Below are 14,542 nucleotides of genomic sequence, written 5' to 3'. Positions count from 1 at the left end.
TCGGTACGGTATGACCCGAGAGGTCGCACATGAGCGGTATGGGCCGTCCGGGGGCGTGTCACGGGCCCTCGGTTCCCGGTCCGTGGAGGTGATGCCGAGGGTGGTGGCGGGGGTCGTCGGGGTGGCGAGCGTCCGCGTCGACGGCTGTCCGCTCGCTACGGGTTGAGGACGACCTTTCCGGCGACGGTCCCGGACTCGGCCAGCCGCAGGGCCTCGGCGGCGCGGGCGAGCGGCAGCCGGGCGGCGATCTGGGCGGTGACCTCGCCGCGCTGGAGGGCGGCGAAGACCTCGGTGAGGTCGGCGCGCAGGCGGGCCCGGAAGCGGTTCTTGGCCAGGGCGCGCCCGGCCCACACGTTGTAGAAGAAGGCGCGGCGGCGGTTGGGCAGCGCGTTCCACAGCCACACCCGGCCCAGGAGCTTCAGCACGGGCCACTGCCGGGAGCCCTCGGCGTCACGGGTGGCGGCGCTGCCGTACGAGACGAGCGTGCCGCCGGGGGCGATCAGGCGCCAGGAGTCGACGATGCCGCGGCCGCCGACGTGGTCGAAGACGGCATGGACGCCCTCGCGCGGGGCGAGTGCGCGGATCCGGGCGGCGAGGTCGTCGGCGCGGTAGTCGACGGGCACGACGCCCTTCTCCCGCAGGGCGTCGTGGTGGCGGGGGGAGGCCGTACCGATCACGTGGGCGCCCGCGGCCCGGGCGAGCTGGACCAGGACCGAGCCGACGCCGCCGTTGGCGCCGTGCACGACGACCGTCTGCCCGGCGCGGACGCGGGCCTTGCGGTGCAGCATCTGCCAGGCGGTGATGCCGTTGACGACGAGGGTCTCGGCCTCCGCGGCGCCGATGCCGTCGGGCACCGGCACCACGTCCGCCGCGTCGACGAGGACGTGGCTGGCCCAGCCGCCGACCTTGACCAGGGCGGCGACGCGGGTGCCGGCCAGGTGCGGGTCGACGCCCTCACCCGTCGCGAGCACCGTGCCGACGAGGTCGTAGCCGGGGACGAAGGGGAACGGCGGCTGGTCGTAGTAGCGGCCGCGGCGCATCTGCTGCTCGGCGAAGGAGACGCCGGTCGCCTCCATCCGGATCACGACCTGGCCGGGGCCCGCGGCGGGCACCGCTCCGTGCCGGATCTGCAGCCCCTCGGGCTCGACCTTCCCCGGCAGGACGACCTCGACGAGTCCTTCGGTGTTCATGACGACCTCCACACAGACGATTGACTGCCGGCGTTGTTATGCGCCTTCGCTTTCGTTAGAAGTTATAACTACAGAGTACGGAAGTGTCAATAACTTCAGTGATACCCTCTAACCATGGTGAATCCGGAAGCGAAGACCCCGCGCGAGCGCTACCGCGCCCAGGTGCGCACGGAGATCAAGGCGCACGCGTGGGAGCAGATCGCCACGGCCGGCGCGTCGGCGCTCTCCCTCAACGCGATCGCCAAGCGGCTCGGCATGAGCGGACCCGCCCTGTACCGGTACTACGCGGGGCGCGACGAGCTGATCACCGAACTCATCAGGGACGCGTACCGCAGCCTCGCCGACACCTTCCGCGCCACCGCCGCCCGGCCCGGCGCCGACGTCAGCGCACTGGCGGGCGCCCTGCGGACCTGGGCCCTGGAGGACCCCCAGCGCTACTTCCTCCTCTTCGGCACACCGGTCCCCGGCTATCACGCGCCGGACGACATCACCGCGATCGCGTCCGAGGTCATGGCGGCCATCCTGGACGCCATCGCCGGGCAGCCGTCGGGCGGGCCGGTGACGCCGTTCGCCGCCCACCTCGAAGAACACCGGGACTGGGCGGGCGACCACCCCGCCCCCGCCGCGACCCTCCACCGGGCCCTGACCTTCTGGACCCGGCTGCACGGCACCCTGTCCCTGGAGCTCGCCGGCCACTTCACCGGGATGGGGTTCGACCCCGCGCTCTTCTACGCCGCCGAACTGGAGGAGCTGACCGGCGGGGCGGGCCACGAGGGGATGTGACATTCGTCGTGTCGGCGCACTTCCGGCGCGTGCGGGGCGGCGCCGTCCGCCACGCCGGCGACGACCGCGGATCCGCCGTCACCGGAGGTCACAGGGGTGCGGGCGGCCGGCGCGGGAGGTAGGCCGCACCCCGGGCATCGCAATATCTGTGCCCACCGAATGAGATATAGGGCAGGGGTCCGGCGAGTATTCCTGGAAACGCCGACCCACGCCAAATCATCACCCGCGCACGGCCGATCGCAGCGTGCTACTGTCGATCTCAGTTGCAGGTGTGGTTGCCAAAAGGTTCATTTCCGACGGGCTAATCAGCACGGCGACACGGAATTCACGCAGGGTGATTTCCGAAACCGCCTCCGAAGGAGATATGACATGGCTACTGGCACCGTGAAGTGGTTCAACGCGGAAAAGGGCTTCGGCTTCATCGAGCAGGACGGCGGCGGCGCCGACGTCTTCGCCCACTACTCCAACATCGCCGCCCAGGGCTTCCGTGAGCTGCTGGAAGGTCAGAAGGTGTCGTTCGAGATCGCGCAGGGCCAGAAGGGCCCGACGGCCGAGAACATCGTTCCCGCCTGACACCGGCACCGCCGCGCATAATTTCGCAGCTGGGGCCCGCACCTAGGGGTGCGGGCCCCAGCTCGCGCATTTTCGGGCGCATCACACATCACCTCCGGCTCGTTCTCGCGATTCTCAGCGCCGCTCATCGGCTGCGGGAATTCCTTGATACGTGCCGCATCAAGGAAGGCTCCGCAATGAATCGCACACGCTCAAATCCCACCCGAGGCCGCTCCGGCGGTTCGCACCGTGGTCCGAGGACCTACGGGAATCGGCAGACCGTGTCGGGCGAGTTCGCACCGCCCAGGACGACCACGCCCGCGCTGCCCGCGGTCGAGACGTTCGCCGACCTCGCCATGCCCGGACAGCTGCTGGCCACGCTGGGCCACGAGGGCGTGACCGTGCCGTTCCCGATCCAGGCGGCGACCCTGCCGAACTCCCTGGCCGGCCGTGACGTCCTCGGCCGCGGCCGCACCGGCTCGGGCAAGACCCTGGCCTTCGGCCTCGCCACCCTGGCCCGTACGGCGGGACGCCGTGCCGAGCCGCGGCAGCCGCTCGCGCTGGTCCTGGTCCCGACCCGCGAGCTCGCCCAGCAGGTCACCGACGCGCTCACCCCCTACGCCCGCTCCGTGAACCTGCGCCTGGCCACCGTCGTCGGCGGCATGTCCATCGGCCGGCAGGCCGGTGCGCTGCGCGCCGGGTGCGAGGTGGTCGTCGCGACGCCCGGGCGGCTCAAGGACCTCATCGACCGCGGCGACTGCCGCCTGGACGACGTGGCCGTCACGGTCCTCGACGAGGCCGACCAGATGGCCGACATGGGCTTCATGCCCCAGGTCACCGCCCTGCTCGACCAGGTACGGCCCGGCGGGCAGCGGATGCTGTTCTCGGCGACCCTGGACCGCAACGTCGACCGCCTGGTGCGCACCTACCTGCACGACCCCGTCGTCCACTCGGTCGACCCCTCCGCCGGCGCGGTCACCACGATGGAACACCACGTCCTCCATGTGCACGACGCGGACAAGCACCGGACGACCACCGAGATCGCGGCCCGGGACGGCCGGGTGATCATGTTCCTGGACACCAAGCACGCGGTGGACCGGCTGACCAAGCACCTGCTGAGCAGCGGCGTCCGCGCCGCGGCCCTGCACGGCGGCAAGTCCCAGCCGCAGCGCACCCGCACCCTCGCCCAGTTCAAGACCGGGCATGTGAGCGTGCTGGTGGCGACCAACGTGGCGGCGCGCGGGATCCACGTCGACAACCTCGACCTGGTCGTCAACGTCGATCCGCCCACCGACCACAAGGACTACCTGCACCGCGGCGGCCGCACCGCACGCGCCGGCGAGTCCGGCAGCGTCGTCACCCTGGTGACCCCCGGCCAGCGGCGCGGGATGAGCCGGCTGATGGCCGCGGCGGGCATCAGCCCCCGGATCGCCCAGGTGCGTTCGGGCGAGGAGGAGCTGAGCCGTATCACCGGGGCCCAGGCCCCGTCCGGTGTCCCGGTCGTCATCACCGCCCCGCAGCCGGAACGCCCCCGCCGCTCGGCCTCCTCGTCCCCGTCCCGGGGCCGTCGTGGGCGCCGAGGCCAGGCAAGTCAGGGCCGCCCCGTGGGCGAAGCGGCTCGCCGCGGCGCACCGAGGCGGACCGGCTTCGGCTCCGCCGCCTGACGCTGCGCCCCCCCCGGCCATGCACCACACCCCCCTTCCAGCAGGAGGCACCCATGACGCCGACCCGGACGCAGCACGCGGTCCTCGACAGGCAGGGGCCCGGACCCCGGGTCAGTGACGACATGACGGTCGAGGTGGCCCTGTCCCTGATGGCCGGTGCCCGTGTCGACCATCTCGTCCTGTGTGACGGGGACGAGCAGCACACGGGCCTGGTCACCCTGGCCGGGCTCGCCGTCTGGCGGGACAGCGCCGCCTACACGGACCGGCTCACGCTGCGGGACGTCGTCGGCCTCGCCGGCTGAGCCCTCTGGCTGCGGATCCTCCACCAGGCCCACGGGGCCCTGCCGACACTCGTCGGCAGGGCCCCGTCGTCGTTTGAGTTTGCGTTTTCCGAACACCAAAATCTCCTCTTGTCAGAGTAGACATTGGCCTCTGACAGGGTTACTGTTTTTCTCGTAGAGAAGGTCAAGCGAGACCCGGCAGACATGAACTGGCGGGTGGCAGTACCGCAGTACCCGTTCACAGGTAATCGGTTCGGAGCAAGGACGGAGGAGCAGACGCCATCAGGATCGCCCGGCCGAGGCAATCGGCCCGGGTACCGCAAGACCCCGGATTGGATGGTGGTCCCCGGTCACGCAGCCGCGATCCCCGCACCCCTCCCGTCACCGGGCCGGGTAGCGGACACAGAAGGTCGGCACAGCATGAGGGCCGACAGATGGTGTTGAATTCCCTTCGGGGCCCTGGTGCCGCACGGCATCGGGGCCCCTCGACGCGTTGCACAACGAGGTGACATGGCAGCAGATAATCCACTCGGCGATCGCCTGGACGACGACGACTACCCCGCGTACACGATGGGCCGGGCCGCGGAGATGCTCGGTACGACCCCGGGCTTCCTCCGAGCCATCGGCGAGGCCCGGCTGATCACTCCCCTGCGCTCGGAGGGCGGACACCGCCGGTACTCCCGTTATCAGTTGCGGATCGCCGCCCGTGCCCGCGAACTCGTCGACCGGGGCACCCCGATCGAGGCTGCCTGCCGCATCGTCATCCTCGAGGACCAGCTCGAGGAAGCACAGCGCATCAACGCCGAGTACCGCCGCGCCGCGAACGCCGCGGCCGACAACACCGGCTCCCGCGCCGGCTGACCCCGTCGACGGCCCGGCGGGGTGTCACCAGCTGATGGCGTCGTCCATCGACTGCTGCCAGTACGTGACCTTGAGCGAGTCGTCGACGTAGACGCCCTTCGCGGGCAGCGCCGGGTGGGCGCCCGTGCCGGTGCTCCCGTTGCCGGAGCGGCCCTGGAAGTACACGGTCAGGGACTTGGCGGTGCGGCCGTTCCCGGCGCTGCCGTCGGTGGCGGACAGGTTGACCGAGGCGTATCCGGACTCGCCCGGCGCGAGGGTGACCACCGCCTGCGGCTGCGAGGCTTCGATGACCGGGGGCACCGCCTGGGCCTCGCCGAAGCGGACGGCCGGGTAGCCGTACAGGTAGCAGCTCGTGCTGCCGGTGTTGGTCACCGTGAGCAGCATGTGGTTCACCGGGCGGGTCAGCGGGGCCGCGACCGTCCTCGTGGTGGAGCCCTCGCAGGTGACCGGCCTGGCGGCGGCGCCCGGGGTCTTCGAGACCGGGCTGGGCGGGGCGGACGGCGTGGCCCCGCCCACGGAGCCGGTTCCGGAGGAGCCCGTGGAGCCCGCCGGACCCGTGGCACCCGTCGAGGCCGGCCGGTCCGTACCGGCCGAGGGGGCCGGGGAGTGGGCGTCCGTGGCCGGAGAGGAGGCCGCGCGCCCCTCGTCCTGGGTGCCTGTGCCGTCGTTGCACGCGGTCAGCGAGAGCGCGGCGAGAACGGTGGTCGCGGCGGCGGCGACGAGACGGACGCGGGAGGTCTTGGACATGCTGCTGTACCCCTTCGGAGTTCGGGTGGCGGTGGTGATTGGATGACCGAAGCTTGTGAGGTGATCCGTCCCGACCGCCACGCCCAGCGGGCAGTTGGGGACGCTGGAACGCCGAAACGGGCTCTGAACAGGGGGAACGTGCCGACCCTGGAATGCGTGACCGGGATGCGCGGGGTGAGGGGAACGGGTGTCAGGGGCAACGGGGACCGAACGGACCGAGGCGTTCGCACGGCTGCTGCGGGAGCTCAAGGACCGGTCGGGGCTGAGCTACGGAACGCTCGCCAAGCGGCTGCACATGAGCACGTCGACGCTGCACCGCTACTGCAACGGCACCGCCGTGCCGGTCGAGTACGCCCCGGTGGAGCGACTCGCGCGGGTCTGCCGGGCCACACCGCAGGAGCTGGTGGAGCTGCACCGGCACTGGATCCTGGCGGACGCGGAACGGGGGCGCCGACCGGACCGGAGCGCGGCCGAGGACCCGGCGCTCGGGGCCGGTACGGACAAGGGCGGGACCGAGGGTGAGGGTGGGGGCGACACCGAGGCCGTCACCGGCACCGGCGAGCCGGAGGCCGAAGCGCCTCGTGCTTCCGCCGCCTGGCTCCGTCGTCGCCGCACCGCGCTGATCGCCTCCGTCGCTGTGGTCGCCGCACTGGGATCCGCCGTGTACGTCCTGCGTCCGATGGTCTTCCTGGCCGGGGACACCACCGTGCCGGCCGCCACCGGCACCCTGGACAGCCCGACCCCGGACACCGGTGTCGCCGGTCGGTCCTCCGCCACCCCGTCCGCCGACGGGAGCACACACGGACCGTCCGCGTCGGCCACCGGCTCCCGGCCCGCGACCGCCCGTCCCGGGGGCACCGGCACCGCGAACGGGGGCGGCAGGCAGGACGCGGACCGGCCCGCCGACGCCGTCCCGCTCACCGTCGGTGTCCGCCCCTACGTCTACGAGAATCCGTGCAGCCAGCACTTCCTCGTCGACAGCGAACCCGAGCAGGTCGGCCCGCCGGCGACCGAGCAGGACGCACGGCGCTGGGCCGGTGCGTACGGGGCGGTCTCCTCGGGCGAGCAGCGGATCGCGCTCACCGTCCAGGGCACGGGTGACGGGACCGTCGTCCTGAACGCCCTGCACGTCCGCTTCCTCACCAAGGGCGCGCCGCTCGCCTGGAACGACTACTCGATGGGCGTCGGCTGCGGGGGCGGGGTCGGCACCAAGTCGTTCGACATCGACCTGGACAACGGCAGCCCCACGGTCACCGTGAAGAACGGCCAGCGCGACTTCCCGTACAAGGTCAGCGAGTCCGACCCGGAGGTCTTCTACATCACCGCCCACAGCGCGGCGCACGACGTCCGCTGGGACCTCAGCCTCGACTGGTCCAGCGGCGGCCGCAGCGGCACCGTCCACATCGACGACGCGGGCCGGCCGTTCCGCACCAGCGCCGACGTGGGCCGCCCGGGCTACGACTATCCGCTGGGCGGCAGCGAGTGGATCGAGCGGGTGGGCGGCTGATCCGGACCTCCGCCGCGGTTCACAGCAGTTCGGGCTGCGGCTGCGGGGACCGCGTCGGCACGGTCGCCGGCTCCCACCGGGCGACGGTCCGCAGATAGCCGTAGATCACCGAGCCCATCGCCAGCAGGAGCAGCGGCCCGGCCAGCCAGGGGTACTCGGCCATCCGCACCGGCAGGAAGCGGTACGACACCAGGAGCGCGGCGAAGACCGCCGTGCCGTAGGCGGTCAGTTGGAGCCCGGACCGGTCCCAGCCGCGGTCGAAGGAGCGCACGCCCGCCTCGATGGTGAGGGTGAAGACCACACCGGCGACGAGGTCCACGCCGTAGTGGTAGCCGAAGCCCAGCGTGGCGGTCAGGGTGGCGATCAGCCAGAAGGTGCCCGCGTAGCGCAGGGCACGGGGGCCCGTGCGGGAGTGGATGAAGATCGCGACGGCCCACGCGGTGTGCAGGCTGGGCATGCAGTTGCGGGGGGTGATCCCGTCGAAGGGTATGGAGTGCGGGGCGGATATCGGCGGCGGGGTCTGCGGCCACAGGTTCGCCACCGCCCAGTGCCCGTCGCTGGGTATCTGCGGCGACCACAGGGCGATCGGCGCCCAGTGGTCGGTCCCGGTGCCGTAGGCGAAGACCGGCCCGACCACCGGGAAGATCATGTAGATGGCCGGTCCGAGGAGGCCGATCAGCAGGAACGTGCGCACGAGGTGGTGACGCGGGAAGCGGCGCTCCGCCGCCACGTCGCGCAGTTGGTACAGCGCGACGACCACCGCGGCCACCGCCAGCTGGCCGTAGATGGTGTCGAGGAAGTTGAAGCCGATCGCTCCGGTGGCCGTGACGATCCGGCCCATGATCCACGAGGGGTTGCCCAGGGCGTGGTCGGCGTTGGCCAGATAGGGGTCGAGGACCAGGTGGCGGCTCTTCGCGGTGATGAGGAGCCAGGTGTCACCGGTCTTGCGGCCGGCCACCAGCAGCAGGCCCAGGCCGACGCCCTTCAGCAGCAGGACGCGTTCCGGGCCGGTGCGGCGGGTGAGGGCGACGACCGCGCAGCCCACGATCACCCACAGCGCGCCGTTCCCGAAGGGGTGGCCGTGGGCGACCTCGATGTCGAACAGCCACCGGAACAGGGCGAAGGCCAGGTCGATGCCGATCGCGGTGCCGATCGCGACGAACCGCTGTCGCCAGGTCAGCACCACCATCATCAGCGCCAGGCCGGCGTACAGCAGGGGGCCCGACTTGGGCGGGCACACGAACTCCCGCGCCTGGACGGTGAGCGGCCCGGGCAGACCGTAGCCGCGCGCGACGCACTCCATCGCGACGAAGAACCCGAGGGCCACGACGGCCGCCACGGCCCAGAGTCTCGCCCGCGATCGAACCCGCGGTGGCATTTCCATCAATTTCAGCCAGTTTCACTAGATGCCCGTCAGAGAACCGCCCGCCCGACTGGGGAAGAGGGAAGGATCGCGGTCCGGGTTCCTGTGTCCCCCCTGAGACCCGGCTCACCGAAGATGCAGGGTATGACATGGCGGCGGTAATCGAACACCGCGCTGCGGTGGTGGGTTGGGTGCGCGTGTGGCGGATCACGATGCACGGCGGGGGTGATCCTCGGGAGCTTCGGGCGGATTCAGAAACCTGATGTCGTGGCGATATATTTTCTCACTTCTCGACGCCAGAACTGCACCCCTGCCGTATCGTCGTCCCGGAGGCCAGGCCTGTCGGGGCCCTCCGCCCGGACCCGTTCGGACGAGGAGACGCGCCGCGCGCCGGACGAATAACTGTCACGGCCGCGACAGAATCGCGGGCAGGGCGCGGCGAAGTTTTCGGGCCGGTCGCCGCCAGGATTCCGGACAGCGTAGATCCGCCCACCTACCGTGTGTTACCGTGATAAAAGTTGCAGTTTTGGTTTCCGGAGAATTTCTCTGAAGTTCCTCGGCGTCTTTCCGGGTCTTCCGGAGGGGAGTCCATCGCGGCGACTCGGGGTCCGTACAGTGCGGGTCCCGGCACTGCCCCCTAGGGAGATTCAATATGGCATCTGGCACCGTGAAGTGGTTCAACGCGGAAAAGGGCTTCGGCTTCATCGAGCAGGACGGCGGCGGCGCTGACGTGTTCGCGCACTACTCGAACATCGCCACCTCCGGCTTCCGCGAGCTTCAGGAAGGCCAGAAGGTTACCTTCGACGTCACGCAGGGCCAGAAGGGCCCGCAGGCCGAGAACATCGTTCCCGCCTGACGCTGACGCGTATCTTCACGGCTGGGGCCCGCACTCTTGGGGTGCGGGCCCTGTCCATTGCTCGGAAGCATCCGATTGACTCGAACAATCTGATTGTCTTCGTTTCTCCCCGGCTCTTTCTTGCGAATTCTCGTGCGGTTTCGCCGCGCCCCGGAGGAATTCCTCGACACGTGCCGCACGCATCGAGGAAGGGTTCCCCTCCCATGAATCGCACCCGCCGTACCGGGAACAACGGCACCACCACCGGCCGCCCGCGCTCCCGCGCCGTGAGCCACCAGCGCTCCCGCCCGGCCGCCGCGCCCCGCGGCGAGTTCACCCTCCCCACCACCCTCACCGAGGCCCTGCCCGCGGTGGAGGCGTTCACCGACCTCGACCTGCCCGCGCGCATGCAGGCCGCGCTGGTCGCCGAGGGAGTGACCACTCCCTTCCCCATCCAGGCGGCGACCCTGCCGAACTCCCTGGCCGGCCGTGACGTCCTCGGCCGCGGCCGCACCGGCTCGGGCAAGACGCTCGCCTTCGGTCTGCCGCTGCTGGCCCGCCTGGACGGACAGCGCGCCGAGCCCCGGCACCCGCTCGCCCTGGTCCTCGTCCCCACCCGCGAGCTCGCCCAGCAGGTCACCGACGCGCTCACCCCCTACGCGCGGGCGCTGCGCCTGCGCGCGGCCACCGTCGTCGGCGGCATGTCGATCGGCCGGCAGGCATCCGCACTGCGGGCCGGCGCCGAGGTCCTCGTGGCCACTCCCGGCCGGCTCAAGGACCTCATCGAGCGCGGCGACTGCAGCCTGAGCCAGGTCACCATGACCGTGCTCGACGAGGCGGACCAGATGACCGACATGGGCTTCATGCCCCAGGTCACCGCCCTGCTCGACCAGGTGCGCCCCGACGGCCAGCGGATGCTCTTCTCGGCCACCCTCGACCGCAACATCGACCGGCTGGTGCGCACCTACCTGCACGACCCGGTGGTGCACTCGGTCGACCCGTCCGCGGGCACCGTCACCACGATGGACCACCACCTCCTGCACGTCCGGGACGACGACAAGCACGCCACCGCCACCGAGATCGCCGCCCGCGACGGCCGCGTGATCATGTTCCTGGACACCAAGCACGCGGCGGAGCGCCTCGCCAAGCACCTGCTGTCGGTGGGTGTACGGGCCTCGGCGCTGCACGGCGGCAAGTCGCAGCCGCAGCGCACCCGCACCCTCGGCCAGTTCAAGGACGGCCAGGTGACCGTCCTGGTGGCCACCAACGTGGCGGCCCGCGGCATCCACGTCGACGACGTCGACCTCGTCGTCAACTTCGACCCGCCCGCCGATCACAAGGACTACCTGCACCGCGGCGGCCGGACCGCACGTGCCGGCGAGTCCGGCACGGTCGTCACCCTGGTCCTGCCGCACCAGCGGCGCGCGGTGGACCGTCTGATGTCCGACGCGGGCGTCACGGCGCGGATCACCCGGGTCCGTCCGGGCGAGGCCGAGCTGAACCGCATCACCGGCGCCCGCACCCCCTCCGGTGTGCCCGTCACCCTGCCCGCGCCCGCGCCCGCCGAGGCCCCGAAGCGCTCCGGGTCCGCGGGACGCAACCGCAGCAGCCGCTCCGCGCGGGGCCGCCGCCGCTCCACCCCCACCAGCCGATAGCCGTACGACCGACTGACGGGGCCGGTGGCCCGGCCGCCGGCGTCCCGTCGAGAAGGAGACGAGCAGGGCCGCACCCTGGCCGTTCTCACCGTCACGTCCCGACCGCTCCCCGTGGAGGCACCATGCGCATCGTCATCGCACGTTTTCCCTTCGACCTGACCATGAGCGAGGTCGAGAGGTCGATGGACGGCGTCCAGCCCGAACCCGCCACCGGCCTGTGCGTGACCGTCGGCCCCCACGTCTACCCGGTCAAGCAGGTCGGCCAGGTCATCACCCGGCAGGACCGCCGCGACTTCACGGCCAGCGAGGTCGGCCGGGCCCTGACCCGGCTCGGCTTCACCTGCCACGAGGTCCAGCCGCCCCGCCAGGAAGCCTTCAACGACCCGGCGGCCTCCCTCCCCTGGGCCGACACCCCGCTGGGCTGACGTCACCGGGCGCACGGCGGCGGTCGCGGCCACCGCTCCCGCCCGCCGCCGTGCGGTGCCCGGGATCATCCCGTTCCGCTGCCCGCGCCCGCCGCCTCGTGCAAGACTGCGGCTCCTCACGGCAGCGCCGCCGTGTTCCTCCCCTCATCGCGCGCCGGCGACCGCCGTCGCTCGTCATCGCTTGAGCGGGGAGCCGCGCGGCGCGACGCTGGGAACATGCACATCAGGGGCGGCACACCCGGAGGCACCGTGAAGGGACGCGTACCCGAGGACCTCGCGGTCGTCGTCGACGCCGACGGGACCATCGCGGTGTGGAGCGCGGGGGCGCATCAGCTGCTCGGGTACGAGGCCGAGGACGTCGTGGGACGCCGGGCCGCCGGACTGCTCGCCGCCGAGCTGCCCCTGTCCGCGCGCCGCCATGTCGCCGAGGGCCGGCGCTGGGCCACCGAGGTCGCGCTGCGGCACCGGGACGGCGGCCGGGTCGTCGTACGGCTGAAGGGGACACCGCTCGCGGACGGCGAGGGCAGGCGGCCGTGGCTGGTGACCGCCCCCGCCCCCGAGCACATGGCCGGGCCCGTCGAACCGGACGCGGAGGCCCTGTGGGACCTCACGCTCGCGCAGCTGCCCGTGCCGGTGGCGGTCTACGACACCGAGGCCCGGCTGGTGTCGGCCAACGAGGCCATGACCCTGGTGATGGGCCGCAGCGTGGCCGAGATGCGCGGACTGACCTTGTGGGAGATGGAGCCGAAGCCGCCCTTCGACGAGTACGACCGTCTCCAGCGGGAGGTGCTGCGCACCGGCGAGCCGATCTTCCACGAGAACTACGGACAGGCCCCCGGCGAGGTGCGGGGCCACGCCTGGTCGATGTTCCTGTCCCCGCTGAAGGACGCGAGCGGGGCGGTGCGGGGCTTGTCCGCGGCCGTCTTCGACACCACCGAGCAGTACTGGGCCCGCCGCCGACTCGCCGTCCTCAACGACGCGAGCCTGCGCATCGGCAGCACCCTGGACGTGACCCGGACCGCCGAGGAACTGGCCGAGGTGGCCGTGACGGGCTTCGCGGACTTCGTCACCGTGGACCTGCTGGAGTCGGTGGCGCTCGGCGAGGAACCGGAGCCGGTGCCGCCGGACCGGGCGGTCACGGTACGCCGTACGGCACAGCGGTCGGTCCTCGACGGCTGCCCGGAGTCGGTGGTCCCCACCGGTGAGCAGACGTTCTACCCGGTGGACACGCCCCCGATGCGGGCCCTCATCGGGGGTCGCGGCACCCGTCCGGCGGCCGGGGACCCCGGGATGCGGGAGTGGGTGGAGTCCTCCCCGGCCCGTGCCGAGACCGTCGCCAAGTACATGATCCACTCGGTGATGATGGTGCCGCTGCGGGCCCGAGGGGTCACCCTGGGCCTGGTGCACTTCCTGCGGCACCGCACGGCGGAGCCGTTCAGCGAGGACGACCTGCTGCTCGCGGAGGAGATCGTCGCGCGGGCCGCCGTCAGCGTGGACAACGCCCGCCGCTACACCCACGAACGCCGTACCGCCCTCACCCTCCAGCGCAGCCTGCTGCCCGAGCGGCCGCCGGACCTCGCGGCCATGGACGTGGCGTACCGCTATCTCCCGGCGGGCTCCGGGGCGGACGTGGGCGGGGACTGGTTCGACGTCATCCCGCTGTCCGGCGCCCGGGTCGCCCTGGTCGTGGGGGACGTGGTGGGCCACGGCATCCACGCCTCGGCGACGATGGGCCGCCTGCGCACGGCCGTACGGACCCTCGCGGACGTGGACCTCGCCCCCGACGAACTCCTCACCCAGCTCGACGACCTGGTCGTCCGGCTCGACCGGGAGGAGGGGCCGGACACCCGCGACCGGGCGGGGGAGGCCCCGGCACCCGGTGAGGTGGGGGCCACCTGCCTCTACGCGGTCTACGACCCGGTCTCCCGCCGGTGCACGATGGCCCGCGCCGGCCATCCGCCGCCGGCCGTGGTCACCCCGGACGGCGAGGTCCGTTTCCTGCACCTGCCGACCGGCCCGCCCCTCGGCCTCGGCGGCCTGCCGTTCGAGTCCGTCGAGGTGGAGCTGGCGGAGGGCAGCCTGCTCGCCCTCTACACCGACGGCCTGGTCGAGACGGCCGACCGCGACATCGAGGTCGGGCTGAACCTGCTGCGCGGGGCGCTGGCCGACAGGGCGGGTCCGCTGGAGGAGACCTGCGACGAGGTCCTGCGGGCGGTCCTCCCGGCCCGCCCCGCCGACGACATCGTCCTGATGCTGGCCCGCACCTCCGCCCTGGACGCCTCCCAGGTCCGCACCTGGGACCTCCGGCGCGATCCGGCGGCGGTGGCACGGGCCCGGAAGGCGGCGAGCGAGCAGGTTACGGCGTGGGGCCTCGGGGAGGCGTCCTTCGCGACGGAGCTGATCGTCAGCGAACTCGTCACGAACGCCGTCCGCTACGGCGAGGACCCGGTGGTCCTCCGGCTGATCCGTGACTCGGCGCTGATCTGCGAGGTCTCCGACGGCAGCAGTACCGCTCCGCACCTGCGACGGGCGCGGGCGTTCGACGAGGGCGGACGGGGACTGCTGCTGGTCGCGCAGATGGCGGAGCGGTGGGGGAGCCGGCAGACGGCCGGCGGCAAGACGATCTGGGCGGAGCTGGGGCTCGCGGACGATTAGCTCGTGCGGGTTGCCCGGTTCCCC

General features: G+C 72.0%; 13 protein-coding genes. 10 read left to right on the top strand and 3 right to left on the bottom strand.

The features are described from left to right. Window positions 1–155: 155 nt before the first annotated feature. The gene (locus M2163_RS26655) at window positions 156–1,190 is read right to left on the bottom strand and encodes a medium chain dehydrogenase/reductase family protein (protein ID WP_280850341.1); all 1,035 of its coding nucleotides are present in this window, start codon (window positions 1,188–1,190) and stop codon (window positions 156–158) included. A 114-nt stretch (window positions 1,191–1,304) separates the two neighbouring features. On the opposite strand from M2163_RS26655, the gene M2163_RS26650 reads away from it, so the two are divergent. From M2163_RS26650 to M2163_RS26630, 5 genes are all read left to right on the top strand, one after another. After that, window positions 1,305–1,973 carry a TetR/AcrR family transcriptional regulator gene (locus M2163_RS26650; protein WP_280850342.1) on the top strand — a complete coding sequence of 223 codons (669 nt, stop codon included), beginning with the start codon at window positions 1,305–1,307 and terminating at the stop codon, window positions 1,971–1,973. A 369-nt stretch (window positions 1,974–2,342) separates the two neighbouring features. Beyond that, entirely contained in the window at window positions 2,343–2,546 is a 204-nt protein-coding gene (locus M2163_RS26645) for a cold-shock protein (RefSeq protein ID WP_280850343.1), read from the top strand. A 176-nt stretch (window positions 2,547–2,722) separates the two neighbouring features. Beyond that, complete coding sequence (locus M2163_RS26640) at window positions 2,723–4,189, top strand: DEAD/DEAH box helicase (protein ID WP_280850344.1); 1,467 nt, start codon at window positions 2,723–2,725, stop codon at window positions 4,187–4,189. A 53-nt stretch (window positions 4,190–4,242) separates the two neighbouring features. Further along, window positions 4,243–4,491: a CBS domain-containing protein gene (locus tag M2163_RS26635; protein ID WP_280850345.1), complete on the top strand. Its 249-nt coding sequence runs from the start codon at window positions 4,243–4,245 to the stop codon at window positions 4,489–4,491. A 489-nt stretch (window positions 4,492–4,980) separates the two neighbouring features. Further along, window positions 4,981–5,331, top strand: a complete 351-nt coding sequence (locus M2163_RS26630) for a MerR family transcriptional regulator (RefSeq protein WP_037706885.1) — start codon at window positions 4,981–4,983, stop codon at window positions 5,329–5,331. 24 nt (window positions 5,332–5,355) lie between these two features. Here the strand turns inward: M2163_RS26630 and M2163_RS26625 are convergent, their stop codons facing one another. Then, window positions 5,356–6,078, bottom strand: coding sequence for a DUF4232 domain-containing protein (locus M2163_RS26625; RefSeq protein WP_280895230.1), 723 nt, complete (start codon window positions 6,076–6,078; stop codon window positions 5,356–5,358). 187 nt (window positions 6,079–6,265) lie between these two features. Here M2163_RS26625 and M2163_RS26620 point away from each other — a divergent pair, with 187 nt between their 5' ends. After that, entirely contained in the window at window positions 6,266–7,585 is a 1,320-nt protein-coding gene (locus M2163_RS26620) for a helix-turn-helix transcriptional regulator (protein WP_280895229.1), read from the top strand. A gap of 19 nt (window positions 7,586–7,604) precedes the next feature. On the opposite strand, the gene M2163_RS26615 is transcribed toward M2163_RS26620, so the two are convergent. Then, a complete protein-coding gene (locus tag M2163_RS26615) occupies window positions 7,605–8,924 on the bottom strand; it encodes a phosphatase PAP2 family protein (RefSeq protein WP_280895228.1) in 1,320 nt (439 codons plus the stop codon). A gap of 676 nt (window positions 8,925–9,600) precedes the next feature. On the opposite strand from M2163_RS26615, the gene M2163_RS26610 reads away from it, so the two are divergent. The 4 genes from M2163_RS26610 (at window position 9,601) to M2163_RS26595 (ending at window position 14,518) form a co-directional block, all read left to right on the top strand. Next, the gene (locus M2163_RS26610; RefSeq protein ID WP_007383480.1) at window positions 9,601–9,804 is read left to right on the top strand and encodes a cold-shock protein; all 204 of its coding nucleotides are present in this window, start codon (window positions 9,601–9,603) and stop codon (window positions 9,802–9,804) included. A 203-nt stretch (window positions 9,805–10,007) separates the two neighbouring features. Continuing rightward, window positions 10,008–11,438 carry a DEAD/DEAH box helicase gene (locus tag M2163_RS26605; protein WP_280895227.1) on the top strand — a complete coding sequence of 477 codons (1,431 nt, stop codon included), beginning with the start codon at window positions 10,008–10,010 and terminating at the stop codon, window positions 11,436–11,438. A gap of 122 nt (window positions 11,439–11,560) precedes the next feature. Continuing rightward, the gene (locus tag M2163_RS26600; RefSeq protein WP_053852860.1) at window positions 11,561–11,863 is read left to right on the top strand and encodes an SCO5918 family protein; all 303 of its coding nucleotides are present in this window, start codon (window positions 11,561–11,563) and stop codon (window positions 11,861–11,863) included. 216 nt (window positions 11,864–12,079) lie between these two features. Beyond that, entirely contained in the window at window positions 12,080–14,518 is a 2,439-nt protein-coding gene (locus M2163_RS26595; RefSeq protein ID WP_280895226.1) for a SpoIIE family protein phosphatase, read from the top strand. Window positions 14,519–14,542: the final 24 nt, after the last annotated feature.

It is taken from the genome of Streptomyces sp. SAI-135 (assembly GCF_029893805.1).
GTDB lineage: Bacteria > Actinomycetota > Actinomycetes > Streptomycetales > Streptomycetaceae > Streptomyces.
This window is presented reverse-complemented; position numbering and strand designations above follow the sequence as displayed.